Raw genomic sequence first — 15,797 nt, 5'->3', positions numbered from 1 at the left:
CCTGCCCGTTCCCGAGGTTCCCGACGGGAAGGTCGGCCGGCTAGCCGGCCGTCAGCACCTGCTCGCGCACCGTCGCCGGTACGGGGGCGTACCCCGTCGGCCGGGAGGTGAAGGTCCCCCGACCCTGGGTCCGGCTGCGCAGGCGCGACGCGTAGCCGAAGAGTTCGGCCAGCGGCACGGCCGCCGTGACGGTCGTGGTCCCGGCCCGGGTGACCGAGCCGCTGACCCGGCCGCGCCGGGCCGCCAGGTCACCGAGCACGCCACCGACCGCGTCCTCGGCCACGCTGACGACGACCTCCACCACCGGTTCCAGCAGCTCCATCTCGGCCGCGCGCAGCGCCTCGCGCAGGGCGAACCGCCCCGCCGCCCGGAACGCCATCTCCGAGGAGTCCTTGGAGTGCGTGGCCCCGTCGGTCAGCGTGACCCGCAGCCCGGTCACCGGATGGCCGCCGAGGGGACCCTCGACGAGCGCGTCCCGGCACCCGGCCTCGACCGCGCGGACGTACTCCTGCGGCACCCGGCCGCCGACGACCGACGAGCGGAAGACGAGTCCGCCGTCGCCGCGGCCCGCTCCGTCCGCGGCCCCGGCGTCCGGACCCTCGACCTCCAGGGGCTCGACGTCGATCACCACGTGGGCGAACTGACCGGCCCCGCCGTCCTGCTTGACGTGCCGGTAGACCAGCCCGGACACCCCGCGCGCCACCGTCTCCCGGTAGGCCACGCGGGGCCTGCCGACGTCGACGAGCAGGTTGTGGCCGCGCCGCAGCTTCTCCACCGCGACCTCCAGGTGCAGCTCTCCGAGACCCGACAACACGGTCTGGCCGGTCTCCCGGTCCGTCCGCACGACCAGCGAGGGGTCCTCCTCGACCAGGCGGGCCAGCGCCGTGGACAGCCGTCCGGTGTCCGTGGCGCCGCGCGCCTCGACGGCCACGGACACCACGGGCGCCGCGACCGTGGGGGGTTCCAGGACCAGAGGTGCGCCCGGCGCGCACAGGGTGGCACCGGCGCGGGTGGACTTGAGCCCGACCACGGCGACGATGTCCCCGGCCACGGCCCGGTCCACCTCGGCGTGCCGGTCGGCCTGCACCCGCAGGATCCGGCCGATGCGTTCGGTGCGGCCCGCCGTCGTGTCCAGCACGGTGTCCCCCTTCCTCATCGTTCCCGAGTAGACGCGCAGGCAGGTCAGCCGCCCGGTCGCCGTCGCGTTCACCTTGAAGGCCAGCGCGGCGAACGGCGCCGAGGGATCGGCGGCGCGTTCCTGCTCCGCACCGTCGAGCGTGCCCCGGACCGGCGGTACGTCCGTCGGTGCGGGCAGGTAGGCCACCACGGCGTCGAGCAGCGGCTCGACGGCCCGGTCGCGGTACGCCGATCCGCACAGCACGACCACGCCCTCGCCCGCGTGGGTCAGCTCGCGCAGGGCGGTGACCAGGGTGGCCGCGCCGAGCGCCGCCGTGGCGCAGTACTCCTCCAGGGCAACCGGGTGCAGCTCCGCCACCCGCTCCTCCAGCAGGCGTCGTCGGCGCAGCGCCTCCTCGCGCAGTTCCTCGGGCACGGCGAGCACCTCGAAGGTCTGCGGACCGCTGCCGGTGGCGGCGGCGCTCCAGACCAGCGCGCGCATCCGGACGAGGTCGACGACGCCGGTGAAGCCGTCCTCCCGCCCGATGGGCAGCTGGACCACCAGCGGGACGACGTGGAGCCGCTCGCGCAGCGAGGCGACGGCCGCGTCGAGGTCGGCGCCGACGCGGTCCATCTTGTTGACGAAGGCGATGCGCGGCACCCGGTGGCGGTCGGCCTGGCGCCAGACGGTCTCGCTCTGCGGTTCCACGCCCGCGACGGCGTCGAAGACCGCGACGGCGCCGTCGAGCACGCGCAGGGACCGCTCCACCTCGTCGGAGAAGTCGACGTGCCCCGGTGTGTCGATCAGGTTGATCCGGTGGTCGTCCCAGGTGCAGCTGACCGCCGCCGCGAAGATGGTGATCCCCCGGTCGCGTTCCTGCGGGTCGAAGTCGGTGACGGTGGTGCCGTCGTGGACCTCGCCGCGTTTGTGGGTGGCGCCGGTGGCGTAGAGGACCCGTTCCGTGAGGGTGGTCTTCCCCGCGTCGACGTGCGCCAGGATGCCGAGGTTGCGGATCGCGGCGGCGGTGGTCGCGGTCGTCGTCGTGGTCGTGGTGGTGGTGGGTTCGGTGCGCATGGCCCGAGGCCTTTCCGAGGTGTGCGGCAAGAGGGCTGCGCGATGGCGGGCGAAGCCGCGGCGGCGGCCCGCGGGCACGCCGCGGGGCCGGATCACCGGTCGGAGGGGAGGAAACCTTCACCCGTCGCCCGGACTTCCGGTGACGGCCGCGCAGCCGTCACCGGGAAACCGAGGACACCAAGATCACGTCGTACCGCGACCGGGGAACGAGGACGGTGGTGTGCTCACACACGGCCCTGCTCCCCTCGTTCGGTGGATCGACGACATGCGCAGCGCGACCTCGTGGCGGCACGCAGTAGCGAGTGTAGGGAGCCCGTACGGGCACGGCACCGGGTTTTTCCGGCCCGTCCGCACGACCGGACCGCGTGGGAAACGCCGTCGGTCGTACCCCGGGCGCCCGGCAGTGCTACAAAGGGTTGGTGACCCATCCTTGCAACCCGTACCGGGGACGTCGGTGCGGTCACTGAGCCGGAACCGCCCGCGCAGCGTCGCCCGACAGGTATTCATCCTCCAGGTGGCGATCGTGGTGCTGCTCGCGGCGGGTGCGGTGCTGGCCCTGCTGCTCCAGTCCCGGCACGACGTCGACCGCGAGGCCCGCAACCGGTCGGTGGCGGTCGCCCAGACCTTCGCCCACTCCCCCGGCCTGCTCGACGCGCTGCGCGCTCCCGACCCGTCGAAGATCCTCCAGCCGCTCACCGAGGTCGCCCGGAGGGACGCGGGGGTGGACTTCATCGTCGTGATGGACACCCACGGGATCCGCTACACCCACCCGCTGCCCGACCGGATCGGCAAGCGGTTCGTCGGCACGATCGAGCCCTCCCTGGCGGGCCGGGTGCAGACCGAGAGCGTCCGGGGTCCCCTGGGCAAGGAGATCCAGGCCGTGGTGCCGGTCTTCGCCGAGGGCGACAGCGGGCCGGTCGTGGCCCTGGTCTCCGCCGGGCTCACGGTGAACAACGTCACCGGGGTCTTCGACCGGCAGCTCCCCGTCATCCTCGGGGCCAGCGCGGCCGGCCTCGGCCTGGCCACGGCCGGTGCGGCGCTGATCAGCAGGCGGCTGCGCCGGCAGACGCACGGGCTCGGGCCGCTCGAGATGACGCGGATGTACGAGCACCACGACGCGGTGCTCCACGCCGTCCGCGAGGGCGTGCTGATCACCGACGGCACGGGACGGCTCCTGCTGGCCAACGACGAGGCGAAACGGCTGTTGCGCCTGCCCTCCGACGCCGAGGGACAGCTCGTCGGAGAGCTGCCGCTGGACGGGCACGTGGCAGACCTGCTGCTGTCCGGCCGGGTCGCCACCGACGAGGTGCACGAGGCCGGGGAGCGCCTGCTGGTGATCAACCAGCGGCCGACGCGGCCCGGCGGCGGGCCCGAGGGCGCGGCGGTCACCATCCGGGACTCGACCGAGATGCGCGTGCTGAGCACCCGTGCGGAGGCGGTCCGGCGGCGGCTGAAGCTGCTCTACGACGCCGGGGTGGGCGTCGGTACGACCCTGGACGTGGAACGGACGGCCCAGGAGCTGGCCGACGTCTCGGTACCGCGCTTCGCCGACTTCGCGACCGTGGAGCTGGCGGAGGCGGTCCTGCACGGCGACGAGCCCACCAACGCGGCTCCGGACCTGCGCCGCACCGGGTTCAGCGGGATCCGGGACGACGTGCCGCTCTACCCGCGCGGACGGCTGATCGTCTTCGCCCCCTCCACCCCGCAGGCACGGGCCCTGGACACCGGGCGCGCCGAGCTCATCCCCCGGCTCGCCGACGCGGCGGGCTGGTACGCGCAGGAGCCGGCGCGGGCCCAGTCCATCCTCGACTACGGGGTGCACTCGCTCATCACGGCGCCGCTCAAGGCCGGGGGCGTGGTCCTCGGCCTGGTCAACTTCTGGCGCTCCGACAAGCCCGAGCCCTTCGACGAGGAGGACCTCTCGCTCGCCGAGGAGCTCGTGGCCCGGGCGGGGATCACCGTCGACAACGCGCGGCGCTACACCCGGGAGCACGCCCTGGCGGTCACCCTCCAGCGCAGCCTGCTGCCGCGCGAGCTGCCCGAGCAGAGCGCGGTGGAGGTGGCCCACTTCTACCTGCCCGCCCAGTCGGGGGTGGGCGGCGACTGGTTCGACGTGATCCCGCTGCCCGGCAGCCGGGTCGCGCTGGTGGTGGGCGACGTCGTCGGCCACGGACTGCACGCGGCGGCGGCCATGGGGCGGCTGCGCACCGCCGTGCTCAACTTCTCCTCCCTGGACCTTCCCCCCGACGAGCTGCTGTCCCGGCTGGACGACCTCGTGCAGTACATCGGCCAGGGCGGCGAGGGCGGGGCCGACACCGGCCTGCTGGGCGCGACCTGCCTGTACGCCGTGTACGACGCGGTGAACCAGAGGTGCACGGTGGCGCGGGCGGGGCACATGCCCCCGGTGCTGGTGCGGCCGGACGGCGCCGTGGAGATCCCGGAGCTGCCCGCGGGGGCGCCGCTGGGACTGGGCGGTTTCCCCTTCGAGGCCACGGAACTCCAGCTGGGCGAGGGCACCCAGCTGGTGCTGTACACCGACGGCCTGATCGAGGACCGCACCCGTGACATCGACGAGGGGCTCGACCTGCTGCGGACCGCCCTGGCCCACACCGATCCGCAGTCGAAGCCGCAGGACACCTGCCGGACGGTCCTCGCGGCGCTGCTGCCCGCGCGGCCCCGGGACGACGTGGCCCTGCTGGTCGCCCGTACGTCGGCCCTGGACCTGGACCGCATCGCCGAGTGGGAGGTGCCGTTCCACGCGAGCGCCGTGGCGTCGATGCGGGCCCGCGCGGTGGCGAAGCTGGCGGACTGGGGCCTGTCGGAGCTCTCCTTCGCCACGGAACTGGTGCTGAGCGAGCTGATCACCAACGCCATCCGGCACGGCGCGGAACCGGTCCGCGTGCGGCTCCTCTTCGACCGCGTGCTGACCTGCGAGGTCTTCGACGCCAGCAGCAGCTCGCCCCGGCTCCACTACGCCACCACCACGGACGAGGGCGGTCGTGGACTGTTCCTCGTCGCCCAGCTCAGCCGCCGCTGGGGTGCCCGGTACACGCCCGAGGGCAAGGTCATCTGGTCGGAGCAGCCGCTGCCGGGTCCCCCGCAGGACGACTGAGGCCGGGTGCGGACCGAGGGTTCCCGGTCCGCACCCGGCCACGGGCCGGGGCCCGTTCGCATGCGCCACCGGGACGCATTCGGTAATTCAATGCTGGATTACCGAAGGGGCGTCATTGGGGCTTGAAGGAACGGATCTGATAACTGCCCTGGAGATTCCCGCTGCCGCCGGAGGGCGTCGAACCGACGCGGTTGTTGTAATTGGTTCCGGTGTAGTACTGCTTTCGCTGGCCCGTGCTGTTGGCGACGGACCGGACGTTCTGGCCGTTGCGGATGAAGCTGCAGTCGTCGGCCGTGTTCGCGCGCTGGGCGCTCTGCCACTGGCAGCGCGTTCCGGTGCCGTCCCAGCCGCTGTAGATGCAGAACCAGCCGGTGGAACAGTTGTAGGCGCTCGGGCCGGGCGGAGCGGCCGGGGCCGCGAAGGCGACGGGGGCCGTGCCGAGGGCGGCGACCAGGGCCAGGGAAGCCATGACGAGGGGACGGGCGATGCGCATGATGGAATCGATCCCTCTTCCATTTCGAAGCGAATGTTCCGTGGATCGTTCGCATCATGGAGGCGTCCGCGGCGCGCGCCCAGTGCCCCTTTCGTGAAAACGACGCATTCGCGCCGCGCCCGGATCCGGTGGAATATCCCCGGACCTGCCGCGCAGGCGCGTCCGGGGAGGTGCGTTCCGTCCGAAAAGCCATCCGCCATCCGGGTTCGCACCCCTGCGGGCGCGCCCCCGGTCAGCTGGGCGTGCGCCGGGGCGCTCGCCGCCCGGACAGCGCCTGGGCGATGACCTTGCGCACCACCGACGGGTGGAAGAGCGCCGCGGGCGGGGCCACCATGTTCACGACCCCGACGAAACGGGTCCACACCCGCGGGTCCCGGGCCGACACCGCGAAGAGGTGCTTGTTGTACCAGTGGGCGATCCGGGCCGGGAGCGGCCGGCCGTCGCGGTTCCACATCAGGTCGGAGTTGCTCGACAGGGTCCAGGGGGCGACCAGCAACCGGGCCACCCGCCCCTGGTACCGGCGACCGAGCCCGTCCAGTCCCCGACCCTTGACCCGCAGCTCGGTCAGCATGCCCTGGAGGAGCTCGGCCTCCATCGCGGCCACGGTGAGCCCCTGCCCGTAGACCGGGTTGAAGACGCAGACCGAGTCCCCCACGGCGAGCAGGCGCTCGGGCCAGGCCTTGCTCCGGTGGAAGAGGTTCCACTGGTTGTTGACGTTGACGTAGCGGTGGAGGCTCTCCGGACGCTCCCGCTGTTCGAGCTGGCCCGCGAGGTGGGGATTGTCCAGGCTCCGGGCGAAGCCGAGGTAGCCGTCGTCGTCGGTGGGCGGTGCCTCGTCCCCGAATCCGAACAGGGAGCACATCCAACGGTTGTTCTCGACGGCCAGGATGACGCCGCCGCGGGAGACCCGGGGCGCGAACGTCATCTGGTAGGCGACGTCGAAGTCCGGCGGGTTCTTCTCGGGCCGGTCGAAACTCATCGAGGTGTACGTGATCTTCGCCTTGACCACGCGCTTGTCGGGCACGGGCACGCCCAGGTCGGCGAGGCGGCGGTCCAGTCCGCCGGCCCGCCCCGAGGCATCGACGACCAGGTCGGCCGCCAGCTCGACGCTCTCCCCCGCACCGTCCGCACCGACCACCCGGTAGGCGACGCCGCCGACGCCGCCGGACCGGCCCGCGACCAGGGCCTCGCAGTGGGCCGAGGGCACCAGCCGCACCCCGGGCAGTGCCATCACCCGCCGCCGTAGCCTGCGTTCGAGCTCGTCGCGGGTGAAGGACTGGACCCGGACCCCCGTCCGGCAGCGCGGCGCGAGCCCGGCGGGCAGCAGGAAGTCGATCCGCTCCCCGTAGTCGAAGACGGGCGCGCCCCGCTCCTCCATCTCGGCGCGCAGGCCCGGGAAGAGCGCCTCCATGACCTGCGATCCCTTGGCCAGTACGGCGTGGGCGTGGTAGCCCTGCGGCACGTGCGGATGGGTGCCGGTGTCCTCGTCGACCGCGTCCCGCTCCAGGATCACCACCTCGCGGAAGTGGTCCGCCAGGACGCGGGCCGTGACCAGCCCCGCGTGCCCGCCGCCGACCACCACGGCCGTGCCCCACCGATCGCCCCGCGTGCGCATGCGTTTCCCCATGATCCCCTCCTTCTCCGACGACTTGTTACCCGACGACTACACCGGGTAACCCGCACGGGAGGGGGCGCGAGAGGGGGGCGCGGGCGCTCGGCGCGCGCTACTCCTTCGTCACGCGCCGCTGGTGCACGCGCAGCTGCAGGGTGGCCAGTTCGAGCAGCGGGACGGGGACGGACAGGGCGCGGGCGCGCGCGATCAGGTCGCCGAAGACGTGCTCGACCTCGGTGGGGCGACCGCTCCGCAGGTCCCGGTAGATCGAGGGGGTGAGGGGGGAGCCCGCGGTGGTCACCGTCGCGGCCGTCGCGGCGCGTTCGGCCTCGGGGACGGGGTACCCGGCGGCGGCCGAGACCGCGGCGGCCTCCGCGAGGACCGCACGGCCCAGTTCCGCGCCCCCGGGGACGGCGCTGACCTCGCCGACGGAGCCCCGCATCAGGCAGGTGACGGCGGCGAGGGTGGTGATGAAGACCCACTTGTGCCACATGGCGGCGACGATGTCCTCGACGTCGGGGCTGGTGATCCCGGCGCCGTTCAGCGCCTCGCGGATCTCCCGGACGCGGGCTGAGGGGGCGGCGGACGCGGGGTCGGTCTCCCCGACGAGCAGGGCCCGGGGCGGGGCCATGCGGAGGATGTCGCCGTCGTCGTCGAGGGTGGTGACGACCTTGGCCACGCCGCCCAGTACGGACCGCTCCCCGAACCGCGCGCCGAGGGCGTCGAGGTGGGCCATGCCGTTGAGCAGCGGGACGATGGTCGTGCCGGGGCCGACGGCCGGGGCGAGGTCGTGCGCCGCCGCTTCGAGCGCCGTCGACTTCACCGAGAGCAGGACCAGGTCGTAGCCGCCCGAGAGCGTGTCGGCCGTGGCGAGCCGGGGTTCGAGGACGAACTCCTCGCCCTGTCCGCTCACCCGCAGCCCGCGCGCGCCCAGCGCCGCGGCGCGGCCGGGGCGCACGAGGAAGGTGACGTCCTGCCCGGCCCGGGCGAGGAGGGCGCCGAAGTAGCCGCCCGCGGCGCCCGCGCCGACTGTCAGGATTCTCATCTGGAAGGTCCTTTCGTGAGGGGCAGCGGCCGCAGCAGGCGGTGCGGCCGGTGGAGGGCGGCGGTGACCGGGTCGTCGTCCGGGGACGGCGGCGCCAGCCCCGGGCCGGGCACCAGCACCAGGTCCGCCGCCCCGACGGAGGCTCCGCACCCGGTGCACCGGCCGTCGGGGGCGACGTGCGCGTCGTCGTCGGCGTGCCGGAAGGCGCGGCGGGGGCCGCCGGGCGCGGGGTGGTGTTCCTCGCCCCACAGCGTGAGGGCGCGGACGGCCGGCCAGAGCCCGACGCCCTTGTCGGTGAGCACGTAGACCTCGCGCTTGCCGCCGTCGGGGACCCGGGCGAACACCCCGGCCCCGGTCAGGCCGGTGAGGCGGTCGGTGAGGACGGCGCGCGGGACGCCGAGGTGGGCGACGAAGTCCGCGAACCGGCGCACCCCCAGGAAGGCGTCGCGCACGATCAGCAGCGTCCAGCGCTCACCGATCACCTCCAGGGAGCGGGAGAGCGCGCAGGCCTGGCCCTGGTAGTCGCGAGGGAGCGTCATGGCGCGACCCTACCCGAAGAGTTCGGTCACCGAACCGATTTCCCGTGCCGGGATCAGGCCGTCGGCGCCGCGGGGTCCAGGTCGAGAGTGGCGACCGCGCCGCCGTCCGGAGCGTTCGCGAAGTCCAGCCGGGCGCCCAGGACTTCGGCCTGACCGGCCGCGACGGTCAAGCCCAGGCCCTGGCCGCTGCCGCGGTCGGCGGCCCCGGTGCGGAAGCGCTGCGGACCCTCGGCGAGCAGGATCGCGGGGAAGCCGGGGCCGTGGTCCCGGACGACGATCCGCGCGCCGGTGACGGTGATCTCGACGGGTTCCGCGCCGTGCCGGTGCGCGTTGGTGACGAGGTTGGCCACGATCCGTTCCACCCGCCGCGGGTCCGTCTGCACCACCCGCGCGTCCTGGACCAGGACGCGCTCGCCCTCTTGGCCGCGGCGCAGCACGTCGACGACGAACTCGCCCAGCGGCACCGCGTCGAGCCGGGCCCGCTCCGCCCCGGCGTCGAGCCGGGAGATCTCCAACAGGTCCTCGACCAGGGCGCCCAGCGTCCGCACCCGGTCCCGGACCAGCCCGGCCGCCTCGTCGTCGTCGGGGAGCAGCCCGGCGGCGGTGACCAGGCCCATCAGCGGGGTGCGCAGTTCGTGCGCGACGTCGGCGGTGAACCGCCGCTCGGCCTCCAGCTTGCGTTGCAGGGCGGCGGCCATCTCGTCCATGGCGGCCGACATCTCGGTGATCTCGTCCCGGGCCCTCCCCCGGACCCCGATCCGCGCGTCGAGGTCGCCGTCGGCGATGCGTCGGGCGACCCGGGCGCCGCCGCGCAGCCGCCGGTTCATCGGCTCGGTGGCGAGGGCCGCGAGCGGAACGACGACGGCGAGGGCGGCGAGCACGGACGTGACGATGCTGCGGTCGAGGAGTTGGAGGCCGCGCACCTCCATGCTCATGTCCGTCCGCAGCACGAGCACCCGGTCGCCGCCGACGGGCCTCGCGGCCCACAGCCAGTACCAGTTGGGGGCCTTCACGTCGTACCAGGTCGCGTAGAGGGCGCCCGGTTCCTTGCGCGCGAGCTCGCGCGCGAGCGGGGCGTCGAGCTTCCCGGGCTCCAGCACCTCGACGTCGAGCGGCGCCTTGCCGGTACGGTCGTACTCCCGCTCCGCCGCGGCCAGTCGGGTGGCGATCCGGTCGAGCCCGGCCCGCCGCCCGCGCTCGGCCGTCGCGTCGTGCACGAGCACGCCGATGACGGCGGCGACCGCGCAGCAGGCGGCGGCGGTCAGCGCGGCGACCTTCCAGCGCAGGGCTCGGGGGTTGGGGAACGCCATGGCGGCCGGCCCTCAGCCGCGGACGAGCTTGTAGCCGAAACCACGGACGGTCTCGATCCGCTCCGCGCCGATCTTCTTGCGCAGCCGCAGCACGCAGAGGTCGACGACGCGGGTGTCGCCCTCCCAGCCGTAGTCCCAGACGTCCCGCAGCAGTCTCCGGCGGTCGAGCACGGCGCCGGGGGACCCGGCGAACTCCAGCAGGAGGCGCAGCTCGGTGGGGGTGAGCGGGACGGGGCGGCCCGCCCGGTGGACGGCCATTCCGCGGGTGTCCACGGTGAGGTCGCCGAAGGTCAGTACGGCGGGCGGCGCTCCGTCGGGCGGGGCCCCGGCGTCCGCCTCCCCCGGCGACCGGCCCGGGACGAAGGTCGCGCGGCGCAGCAGGGTGCGGATGCGGGCGACCAGGACGGCGGTGTCCACGGGCTTGACGACGTAGTCGTCGGCGCCCGCCTCCAGTCCGGCGACCACGTCGAGCGCGTCACCGCGCGCGGACATCATCAGGACCGGTACGAGGCTCTCCTCGCGGATCCGGCGGCACAGCCCGATCCCGTCGAGCTGGGGCAGCATCACGTCCAGGATCAGCAGGTCGTGCCCGCCCGCCCGGAAGGCCTCCAGGCCGTCGAGCCCGTCGCCGGCGACCGCGACCCGGTAGCCGTAGCGCTCCAGGGCCAGTTGGACGGCGCGCCGGATCGTGGCGTCGTCCTCGACGAGGAGGATGCTGACGGGGTCCGGGCCCCGGGTTTCCGACATGTCATCCACCTGTCGGTATGCGGACGTCGTTCCCCGCATCGTAGTCAGGGTTCCCACTGGTCAGAGCCTCAGCGCGGCCGCGACCGGCAGGTGGTCGCTGCCGGTGGCGGGCAGGGTCCAGGAGGAGACGGGGGCGAGCCCCTTCGTCATGACCTGGTCGATGCGGACCACGGGGAAGGACGCGGGCCAGGTGAAGCCGAAGCCGTCGCCCGCCTCCCGCTGCGCCGACCGCAGGGACGAGGTCAGCCCGCGCAGGGCCGAGTCGTCGACCGAGCCGTTGAAGTCGCCGAGGACGATCACCCGGGACAGCGGTTCCGCGCGCAGCGCCTCGGCCAGCTTTCCGGCGGCTTCGTTGCGGCGCCCCGTGGTGAAGCCCGCGGTCGGGAGGACCCGCACCGAGGCGAGGTGGGCGGCGTAGACGGCGACGGGGCCCTTCGGGGTGTCCACGGTGGCGCGCAGGGCGCGCGTCCACGGCATGATGTCCACCGGCTCGACGTCGGTCAGGGGGCGTTTGCTCCACAGGCCGACGCCTTCGCGCACCTCGTGGTGCGGGTAGGCAGCCGCCAGTTCCCGCGCGTAGGTCGGCGCGGACTTCCGGGAGAGTTCCTGCAGGGCCAGCAGGTCGGCGCCGGAGGCGGCCAGGGAGCGGGCGGTGCCCGCCGGGTCGGCGTTGCCCTCGTCGACGTTGTGGCTGACGACGGTGAAGTCGCCGCCCGCGGCGCGCTTGTCGGTGAGCGCCGGGCCGTGGACGCAGGCCCAGGCGACGGCGGGGACCAGAACGGCCGCGGCGGCCGCCCGGGAGCGGCGTACGACCGCCGGAGCGAGCAGCACGGGGACGGCGAGCCCGGTCCAGGGCAGCAGGGTCTGGAGCAGGCTGCCGAGGTTGCCGAAACCGTTCGGGACCCGGTCGGGCAGGACCATCGGCAGGGTGCAGAGCAGCGCGGCGACCACGATCGCCCGGCCCCGGTCCCAGCCCCAGCCCCGGTCCCAGCCCCGGCGGGGCGGGAGGGCGCGCGGTCCGTCCGGGTCGGGGGCGCTCGGGTCGGTGCCCGTCGGGTCCGTCGGGTCCGTCGGGTCCGTCGGGTCCGTCGGGGTCGGAGCGGGCGGCTCCGTCGTGGGATCCGAGGAACTCGGTGGAGAACTCAGCACGGAAACAACCGCCTCCCGGTGTCGTGTACACCGGCCACCGGGTACCCCCACAGCCTGGTGGCGGATCCCTTCTGGCTGGTCAGGGGCGTGCTTCGGGTACCGCACGACCATGTTTCAGTCGGGTATCGGCGGCGGCGCGGGCGCACCGGAGATTGTGTCACTTACCGCCATTTGCTTATGTCTGACATTCTTGTTTGGATTTTGGCGGCGGGTCATAAGCGCGAGTTATGGACCCATAGGTCGCCACCGGCTACCGGGGACCCGTCGAGCGAGCTTGTCTCGAACCATCCGTCCCCGTTGCCTGGAGGAACGTCTCGCATGTCCCGCCCCATCCGTGTAGCGATCGTCGGCGCCGGTCCGGCCGGCATCTACGCCGCCGACGCCCTCCTGAAGTCCGACGCCGCCCAGGCCCCGGGGGTCTCCATCGACCTGTTCGAGCGGATGCCCGCCCCGTTCGGCCTGATCCGCTACGGCGTGGCGCCGGACCACCCGCGGATCAAGGGCATCGTGACCGCGCTCCACCAGGTGCTCGACAAGCCCCAGATACGCCTGTTCGGCAATGTGGACTACCCCAACGACATCGCCCTGGACGAGCTGCACCGCTTCTACGACGCCGTGGTGTTCTCCACCGGCGCCACGGCCGACCGGGCCCTGGACCTGGCCGGGTCCGACCTGGACGGCTCCTACGGCGCCGCGGACTTCGTCTCCTGGTACGACGGCCACCCGGACGTCCCGCGCACCTGGCCCCTGGAGGCCGAGAAGGTCGCCGTCCTCGGCGTGGGCAACGTGGCCCTGGACGTGGCCCGGATCCTGGCCAAGACCGCGGACGAGCTGCTGCCCACCGAGATACCGCCGAACGTGCACGCCGGGCTGGGGCTGAACAAGGCCGTCGAGGTCCACGTCTTCGGCCGCCGCGGACCCGCGCAGGCCAAGTTCAGCCCGATGGAGCTGCGCGAGCTGGACCACTCCCCCAACATCGAGGTCATCGTCAACCCCGAGGACATCGACTACGACGAGGGCTCGATCGCCACCCGCCGCGCCAACAAGCAGGCCAACATGGTCGCCTCCACGCTGGAGAACTGGGCCATCCGCGACCCCGGCACCCGCCCCCACAAGCTGTTCCTGCACTTCTTCGAGTCCCCCGAGGAGATCCTCGGCGAGGACGGGCGCGTGGTCGGGCTGCGCACCGAGCGCACCGAACTCGACGGCACCGGGAACGTCCGCGGCACCGGCCGCTTCACCGAGTGGGACGTCCAGGCCGTCTACCGGGCGATCGGCTACTACTCCGACGAGCTGCCCAAGCTGCCCTTCGACCCGCTCTCGGGCACCGTCCCGCACGAGGCGGGCCGGGTGATCGGCGCCGACGGGACCCACCAGAGCGCCGTCTACGTCACCGGCTGGATCAAGCGCGGCCCGGTCGGTCTCATCGGCCACACCAAGGGCGACGCCAACGAGACCGTCGCCTGCCTCCTCGACGACCACGCCGGGGGACGCCTGCCCGGCGCGAGCGACCCGGAGCCGGACGCCGTGACGTCCTTCCTGGGCGAGCGCGGCGTGCGCTACACCACGTGGGACGGCTGGCACCTGCTCGACGCCCACGAGCGGGCGCTGGGCGAGGCGGAGGGCCGCGAGCGCGTCAAGGTCGTCGAGCGCGACGACATGCTCCGCCACAGCGGGGCCTGACCGGGAGCGGCCGTGGACCGGCGCGCACGCGCCGGTTCACGGCCGGGCGGCGCCCGCGGTGGTGGGTGCGCGCCACAGCGTGCGGTCCCCGTACAGGAGGACCAGTTCCCCGGCGGGCCGCAGCAGCAGCCGTGCCCCCGGGTGCCGGGAGGTGCCGCTGCTCCACGCCGGGCGCCCCGCGGCGGTGCGCACGACGAGCTCGCCGTCGTGGGTGAGGACGGCGTCGCGACCGGCGCCGCCGGTGCCCGCGCTCCAGAGGCCGCGCCCCCGGCGGTCGAGGAGCACCAGGTCTCCCGAGGCGTCCAGGACCAGCCGGACGGCGCCCGCGTCGAGCACGTCCCCGGGGCGCAGCACGGCGCCGGGGTGGAGCTCGATCGCGTCGTCGAGCGCGCCGGACGCCAGCGCGCGCAGGACGGGGATCGCGGGGCTGAAGGCGTACACGGCGCCCTCGGTCCGCACGAACCGGCCGAAGTAGAGCGCCGTCGCACGGCTGCCGGTGGCCGAGGGGGTTTCGAAGGCGAGCGGCGCGTCCGGGCCGAGCACGGGATCGGTGCCGGTCCGGGGGTGCCTGCCGGGCGGGAAGTCCGCTTCGTTCAGCCAGCGCCGGGCCACGAACTCAAACTGCTGGACCAGGTCGGCCTGGTGGCTGACGAAGAGCAGCCCGCGCGGGGTGTCCGGGCCGTGGCCGGAGCCCCCCTCCCGGCGGTGCGCGGGTCCGTAGGGGATGCCCCGTCGGATCATCCGGTGGCCGTCCAGCTCCGCGTCGGCCAGCGGCGGCCGGCCCGGGGTCAGGACGAGGCCGCCGCGCGGGTTCGCCTTGCGGATGTGCGCGAACAGGGGCATCCGCCAGCCGTGCGGGTCGGCCCCGAAGTCGAGGGCCGCGTCGGGGTCCTCGTCCGGTCCGGGCGGTCGTTCGGCCGCCGGGCAGAGCGCGACCGGCATGCCGCCCGGCCACCGGCCCACCAGTCGGGCCGCCAGCCAGGTCGGGGTGGCGTCGGCGGGCGCCGCACCGGAGCGCTTCAACTCCGCCAGGCGCAGGCCGACCTGGGTCCACCAGGCCGGTACGTCCTGGGCCAGGCGGCGGACCACCTGGAAGGAGCCGCCGGTGGCCCAGGCGGGCAGCCCGGCGGGACGCTGACCGACCCGCTCGGGCCCGACCACGAACTCGCCCGCCGGGAGCATCCGGGTGCCCGGCCTGCCGAGGGCCGTGGTGGCGGTGGCCGGGTCGGCCGGGTCGAAGCCGCGCACCCCGGGCTGGCTGACGCAGTCGAGGAAGCCGAAGTGCTCGTGCCCGCGCAGCTCTCCGGGCAGGGTGGCGCCGTCCTGCCGGAAGAGGACCAGGGCGTCGGCCCGTAGGGCCGCGTCCCGGTGCCGCGCGATCGCGGCGGCCAGCCGCTCGGGGTCGTCGGCGGCGAGGGTGAGCACCGCGTGCACCGCCTGCTCGGGCTCCTCGGCGCCGAAGAGCCACGACCGCGGTGCGCTGGGGCCGGTGTCCCCGAGGGCGGGGGCGCGCACCGCGGCGCCCTGGGCGAACGCTTCGGCGCAGCTGCCCGGCGGGGTGGCGGGGAACGGTTCCCTGCCCGCGAGCAGGCGCAGGCCGGGGTGGGTGAGGGCGAGCCCGGTCCACAGGGCCGACAGGGACACCGGGTCGCTGCCGCCGCCGCCCCGGCGGGCCGCGCTGAACGCCGCGTTGAAGCGGGCCACTTCCGCGGTCGTGGAGATCTGCGGCACCAGCGCGGCGAGCCAGCGCCGGGCCCGGGAGACCTCCCGGAAGTGCAGGAGGAGCAGGCAGACGTGGTCCTTGCGGAATCCGGCGAGGACGTCGCCCTGGATGCGCTCGTCCGCGCGCAGCGGCAGGTCCGGGTCGGGCGCCGGGGCGTCCGGCGCGGCGGACGCCGCCCGCGCGGGCCCGGCCC

Annotated in this window: 11 protein-coding genes; 2 read left to right on the top strand and 9 right to left on the bottom strand. The window is 74.3% G+C overall.

The window, feature by feature from the left end; translation table 11 throughout:
- Positions 1-40: 40 nt before the first annotated feature.
- A complete protein-coding gene (gene fusA / locus ACFWAR_RS15830; protein WP_385777318.1) occupies positions 41-2,191 on the bottom strand; it encodes an elongation factor G in 2,151 nt (716 codons plus the stop codon).
- Between the two features lie 514 nt (positions 2,192-2,705).
- On the opposite strand from fusA, the gene ACFWAR_RS15825 reads away from it, so the two are divergent.
- Positions 2,706-5,303 (top strand): SpoIIE family protein phosphatase, encoded by a 2,598-nt coding sequence (locus ACFWAR_RS15825; RefSeq protein WP_385777316.1) that lies wholly within the window; start codon positions 2,706-2,708, stop codon positions 5,301-5,303.
- Between the two features lie 112 nt (positions 5,304-5,415).
- On the opposite strand, the gene ACFWAR_RS15820 is transcribed toward ACFWAR_RS15825, so the two are convergent.
- The 7 genes from ACFWAR_RS15820 to ACFWAR_RS15790 form a co-directional block, all read right to left on the bottom strand.
- Positions 5,416-5,796, bottom strand: a complete 381-nt coding sequence (locus tag ACFWAR_RS15820) for a peptidase inhibitor family I36 protein (RefSeq protein ID WP_385777315.1) — start codon at positions 5,794-5,796, stop codon at positions 5,416-5,418.
- Between the two features lie 232 nt (positions 5,797-6,028).
- Positions 6,029-7,423: an FAD-dependent oxidoreductase gene (locus ACFWAR_RS15815; RefSeq protein ID WP_385777313.1), complete on the bottom strand. Its 1,395-nt coding sequence runs from the start codon at positions 7,421-7,423 to the stop codon at positions 6,029-6,031.
- A gap of 97 nt (positions 7,424-7,520) precedes the next feature.
- Positions 7,521-8,453 (bottom strand): 2-dehydropantoate 2-reductase, encoded by a 933-nt coding sequence (locus ACFWAR_RS15810; protein ID WP_385777311.1) that lies wholly within the window; start codon positions 8,451-8,453, stop codon positions 7,521-7,523.
- A complete protein-coding gene (locus ACFWAR_RS15805; RefSeq protein WP_385777309.1) occupies positions 8,450-8,992 on the bottom strand; it encodes a winged helix-turn-helix transcriptional regulator in 543 nt (180 codons plus the stop codon). The genes ACFWAR_RS15810 and ACFWAR_RS15805 overlap by 4 nt, the downstream gene beginning before the upstream one ends.
- A 53-nt stretch (positions 8,993-9,045) precedes the next feature.
- A complete protein-coding gene (locus ACFWAR_RS15800) occupies positions 9,046-10,302 on the bottom strand; it encodes an ATP-binding protein (protein WP_385777307.1) in 1,257 nt (418 codons plus the stop codon).
- Positions 10,303-10,314: 12 nt separating this feature from the next.
- Positions 10,315-11,049 (bottom strand): two-component system response regulator CseB, encoded by a 735-nt coding sequence (gene cseB / locus ACFWAR_RS15795; RefSeq protein ID WP_385777305.1) that lies wholly within the window; start codon positions 11,047-11,049, stop codon positions 10,315-10,317.
- Positions 11,050-11,109: 60 nt separating this feature from the next.
- Positions 11,110-12,003: an endonuclease/exonuclease/phosphatase family protein gene (locus ACFWAR_RS15790; RefSeq protein ID WP_385777469.1), complete on the bottom strand. Its 894-nt coding sequence runs from the start codon at positions 12,001-12,003 to the stop codon at positions 11,110-11,112.
- Between the two features lie 513 nt (positions 12,004-12,516).
- Here ACFWAR_RS15790 and ACFWAR_RS15785 point away from each other — a divergent pair.
- Positions 12,517-13,881 carry an FAD-dependent oxidoreductase gene (locus tag ACFWAR_RS15785; protein WP_385777303.1) on the top strand — a complete coding sequence of 455 codons (1,365 nt, stop codon included), beginning with the start codon at positions 12,517-12,519 and terminating at the stop codon, positions 13,879-13,881.
- A gap of 36 nt (positions 13,882-13,917) precedes the next feature.
- On the opposite strand, the gene ACFWAR_RS15780 is transcribed toward ACFWAR_RS15785, so the two are convergent.
- On the bottom strand, positions 13,918-15,797 hold a 1,880-nt coding region (locus ACFWAR_RS15780; RefSeq protein WP_385777301.1), incomplete at its 5' end, for a peroxidase.

This window comes from Streptomyces sp. NPDC059917, from assembly GCF_042730635.1.
Taxonomy (GTDB): domain Bacteria; phylum Actinomycetota; class Actinomycetes; order Streptomycetales; family Streptomycetaceae; genus Streptomyces.
This window is presented reverse-complemented; position numbering and strand designations above follow the sequence as displayed.

Coding starts and splice junctions, on each gene's coding strand:
- fusA (WP_385777318.1), bottom strand. CDS start 2,191: ATGCGCACCGAACCCACCACCACCACGACCACGACGACGACCGCGACC.
- ACFWAR_RS15820 (WP_385777315.1), bottom strand. CDS start 5,796: ATGCGCATCGCCCGTCCCCTCGTCATGGCTTCCCTGGCCCTGGTCGCC.
- ACFWAR_RS15815 (WP_385777313.1), bottom strand. CDS start 7,423: ATGGGGAAACGCATGCGCACGCGGGGCGATCGGTGGGGCACGGCCGTG.
- ACFWAR_RS15810 (WP_385777311.1), bottom strand. CDS start 8,453: ATGAGAATCCTGACAGTCGGCGCGGGCGCCGCGGGCGGCTACTTCGGC.
- ACFWAR_RS15805 (WP_385777309.1), bottom strand. CDS start 8,992: ATGACGCTCCCTCGCGACTACCAGGGCCAGGCCTGCGCGCTCTCCCGC.
- ACFWAR_RS15800 (WP_385777307.1), bottom strand. CDS start 10,302: ATGGCGTTCCCCAACCCCCGAGCCCTGCGCTGGAAGGTCGCCGCGCTG.
- cseB (WP_385777305.1), bottom strand. CDS start 11,049: ATGTCGGAAACCCGGGGCCCGGACCCCGTCAGCATCCTCCTCGTCGAG.
- ACFWAR_RS15785 (WP_385777303.1), top strand. CDS start 12,517: ATGTCCCGCCCCATCCGTGTAGCGATCGTCGGCGCCGGTCCGGCCGGC.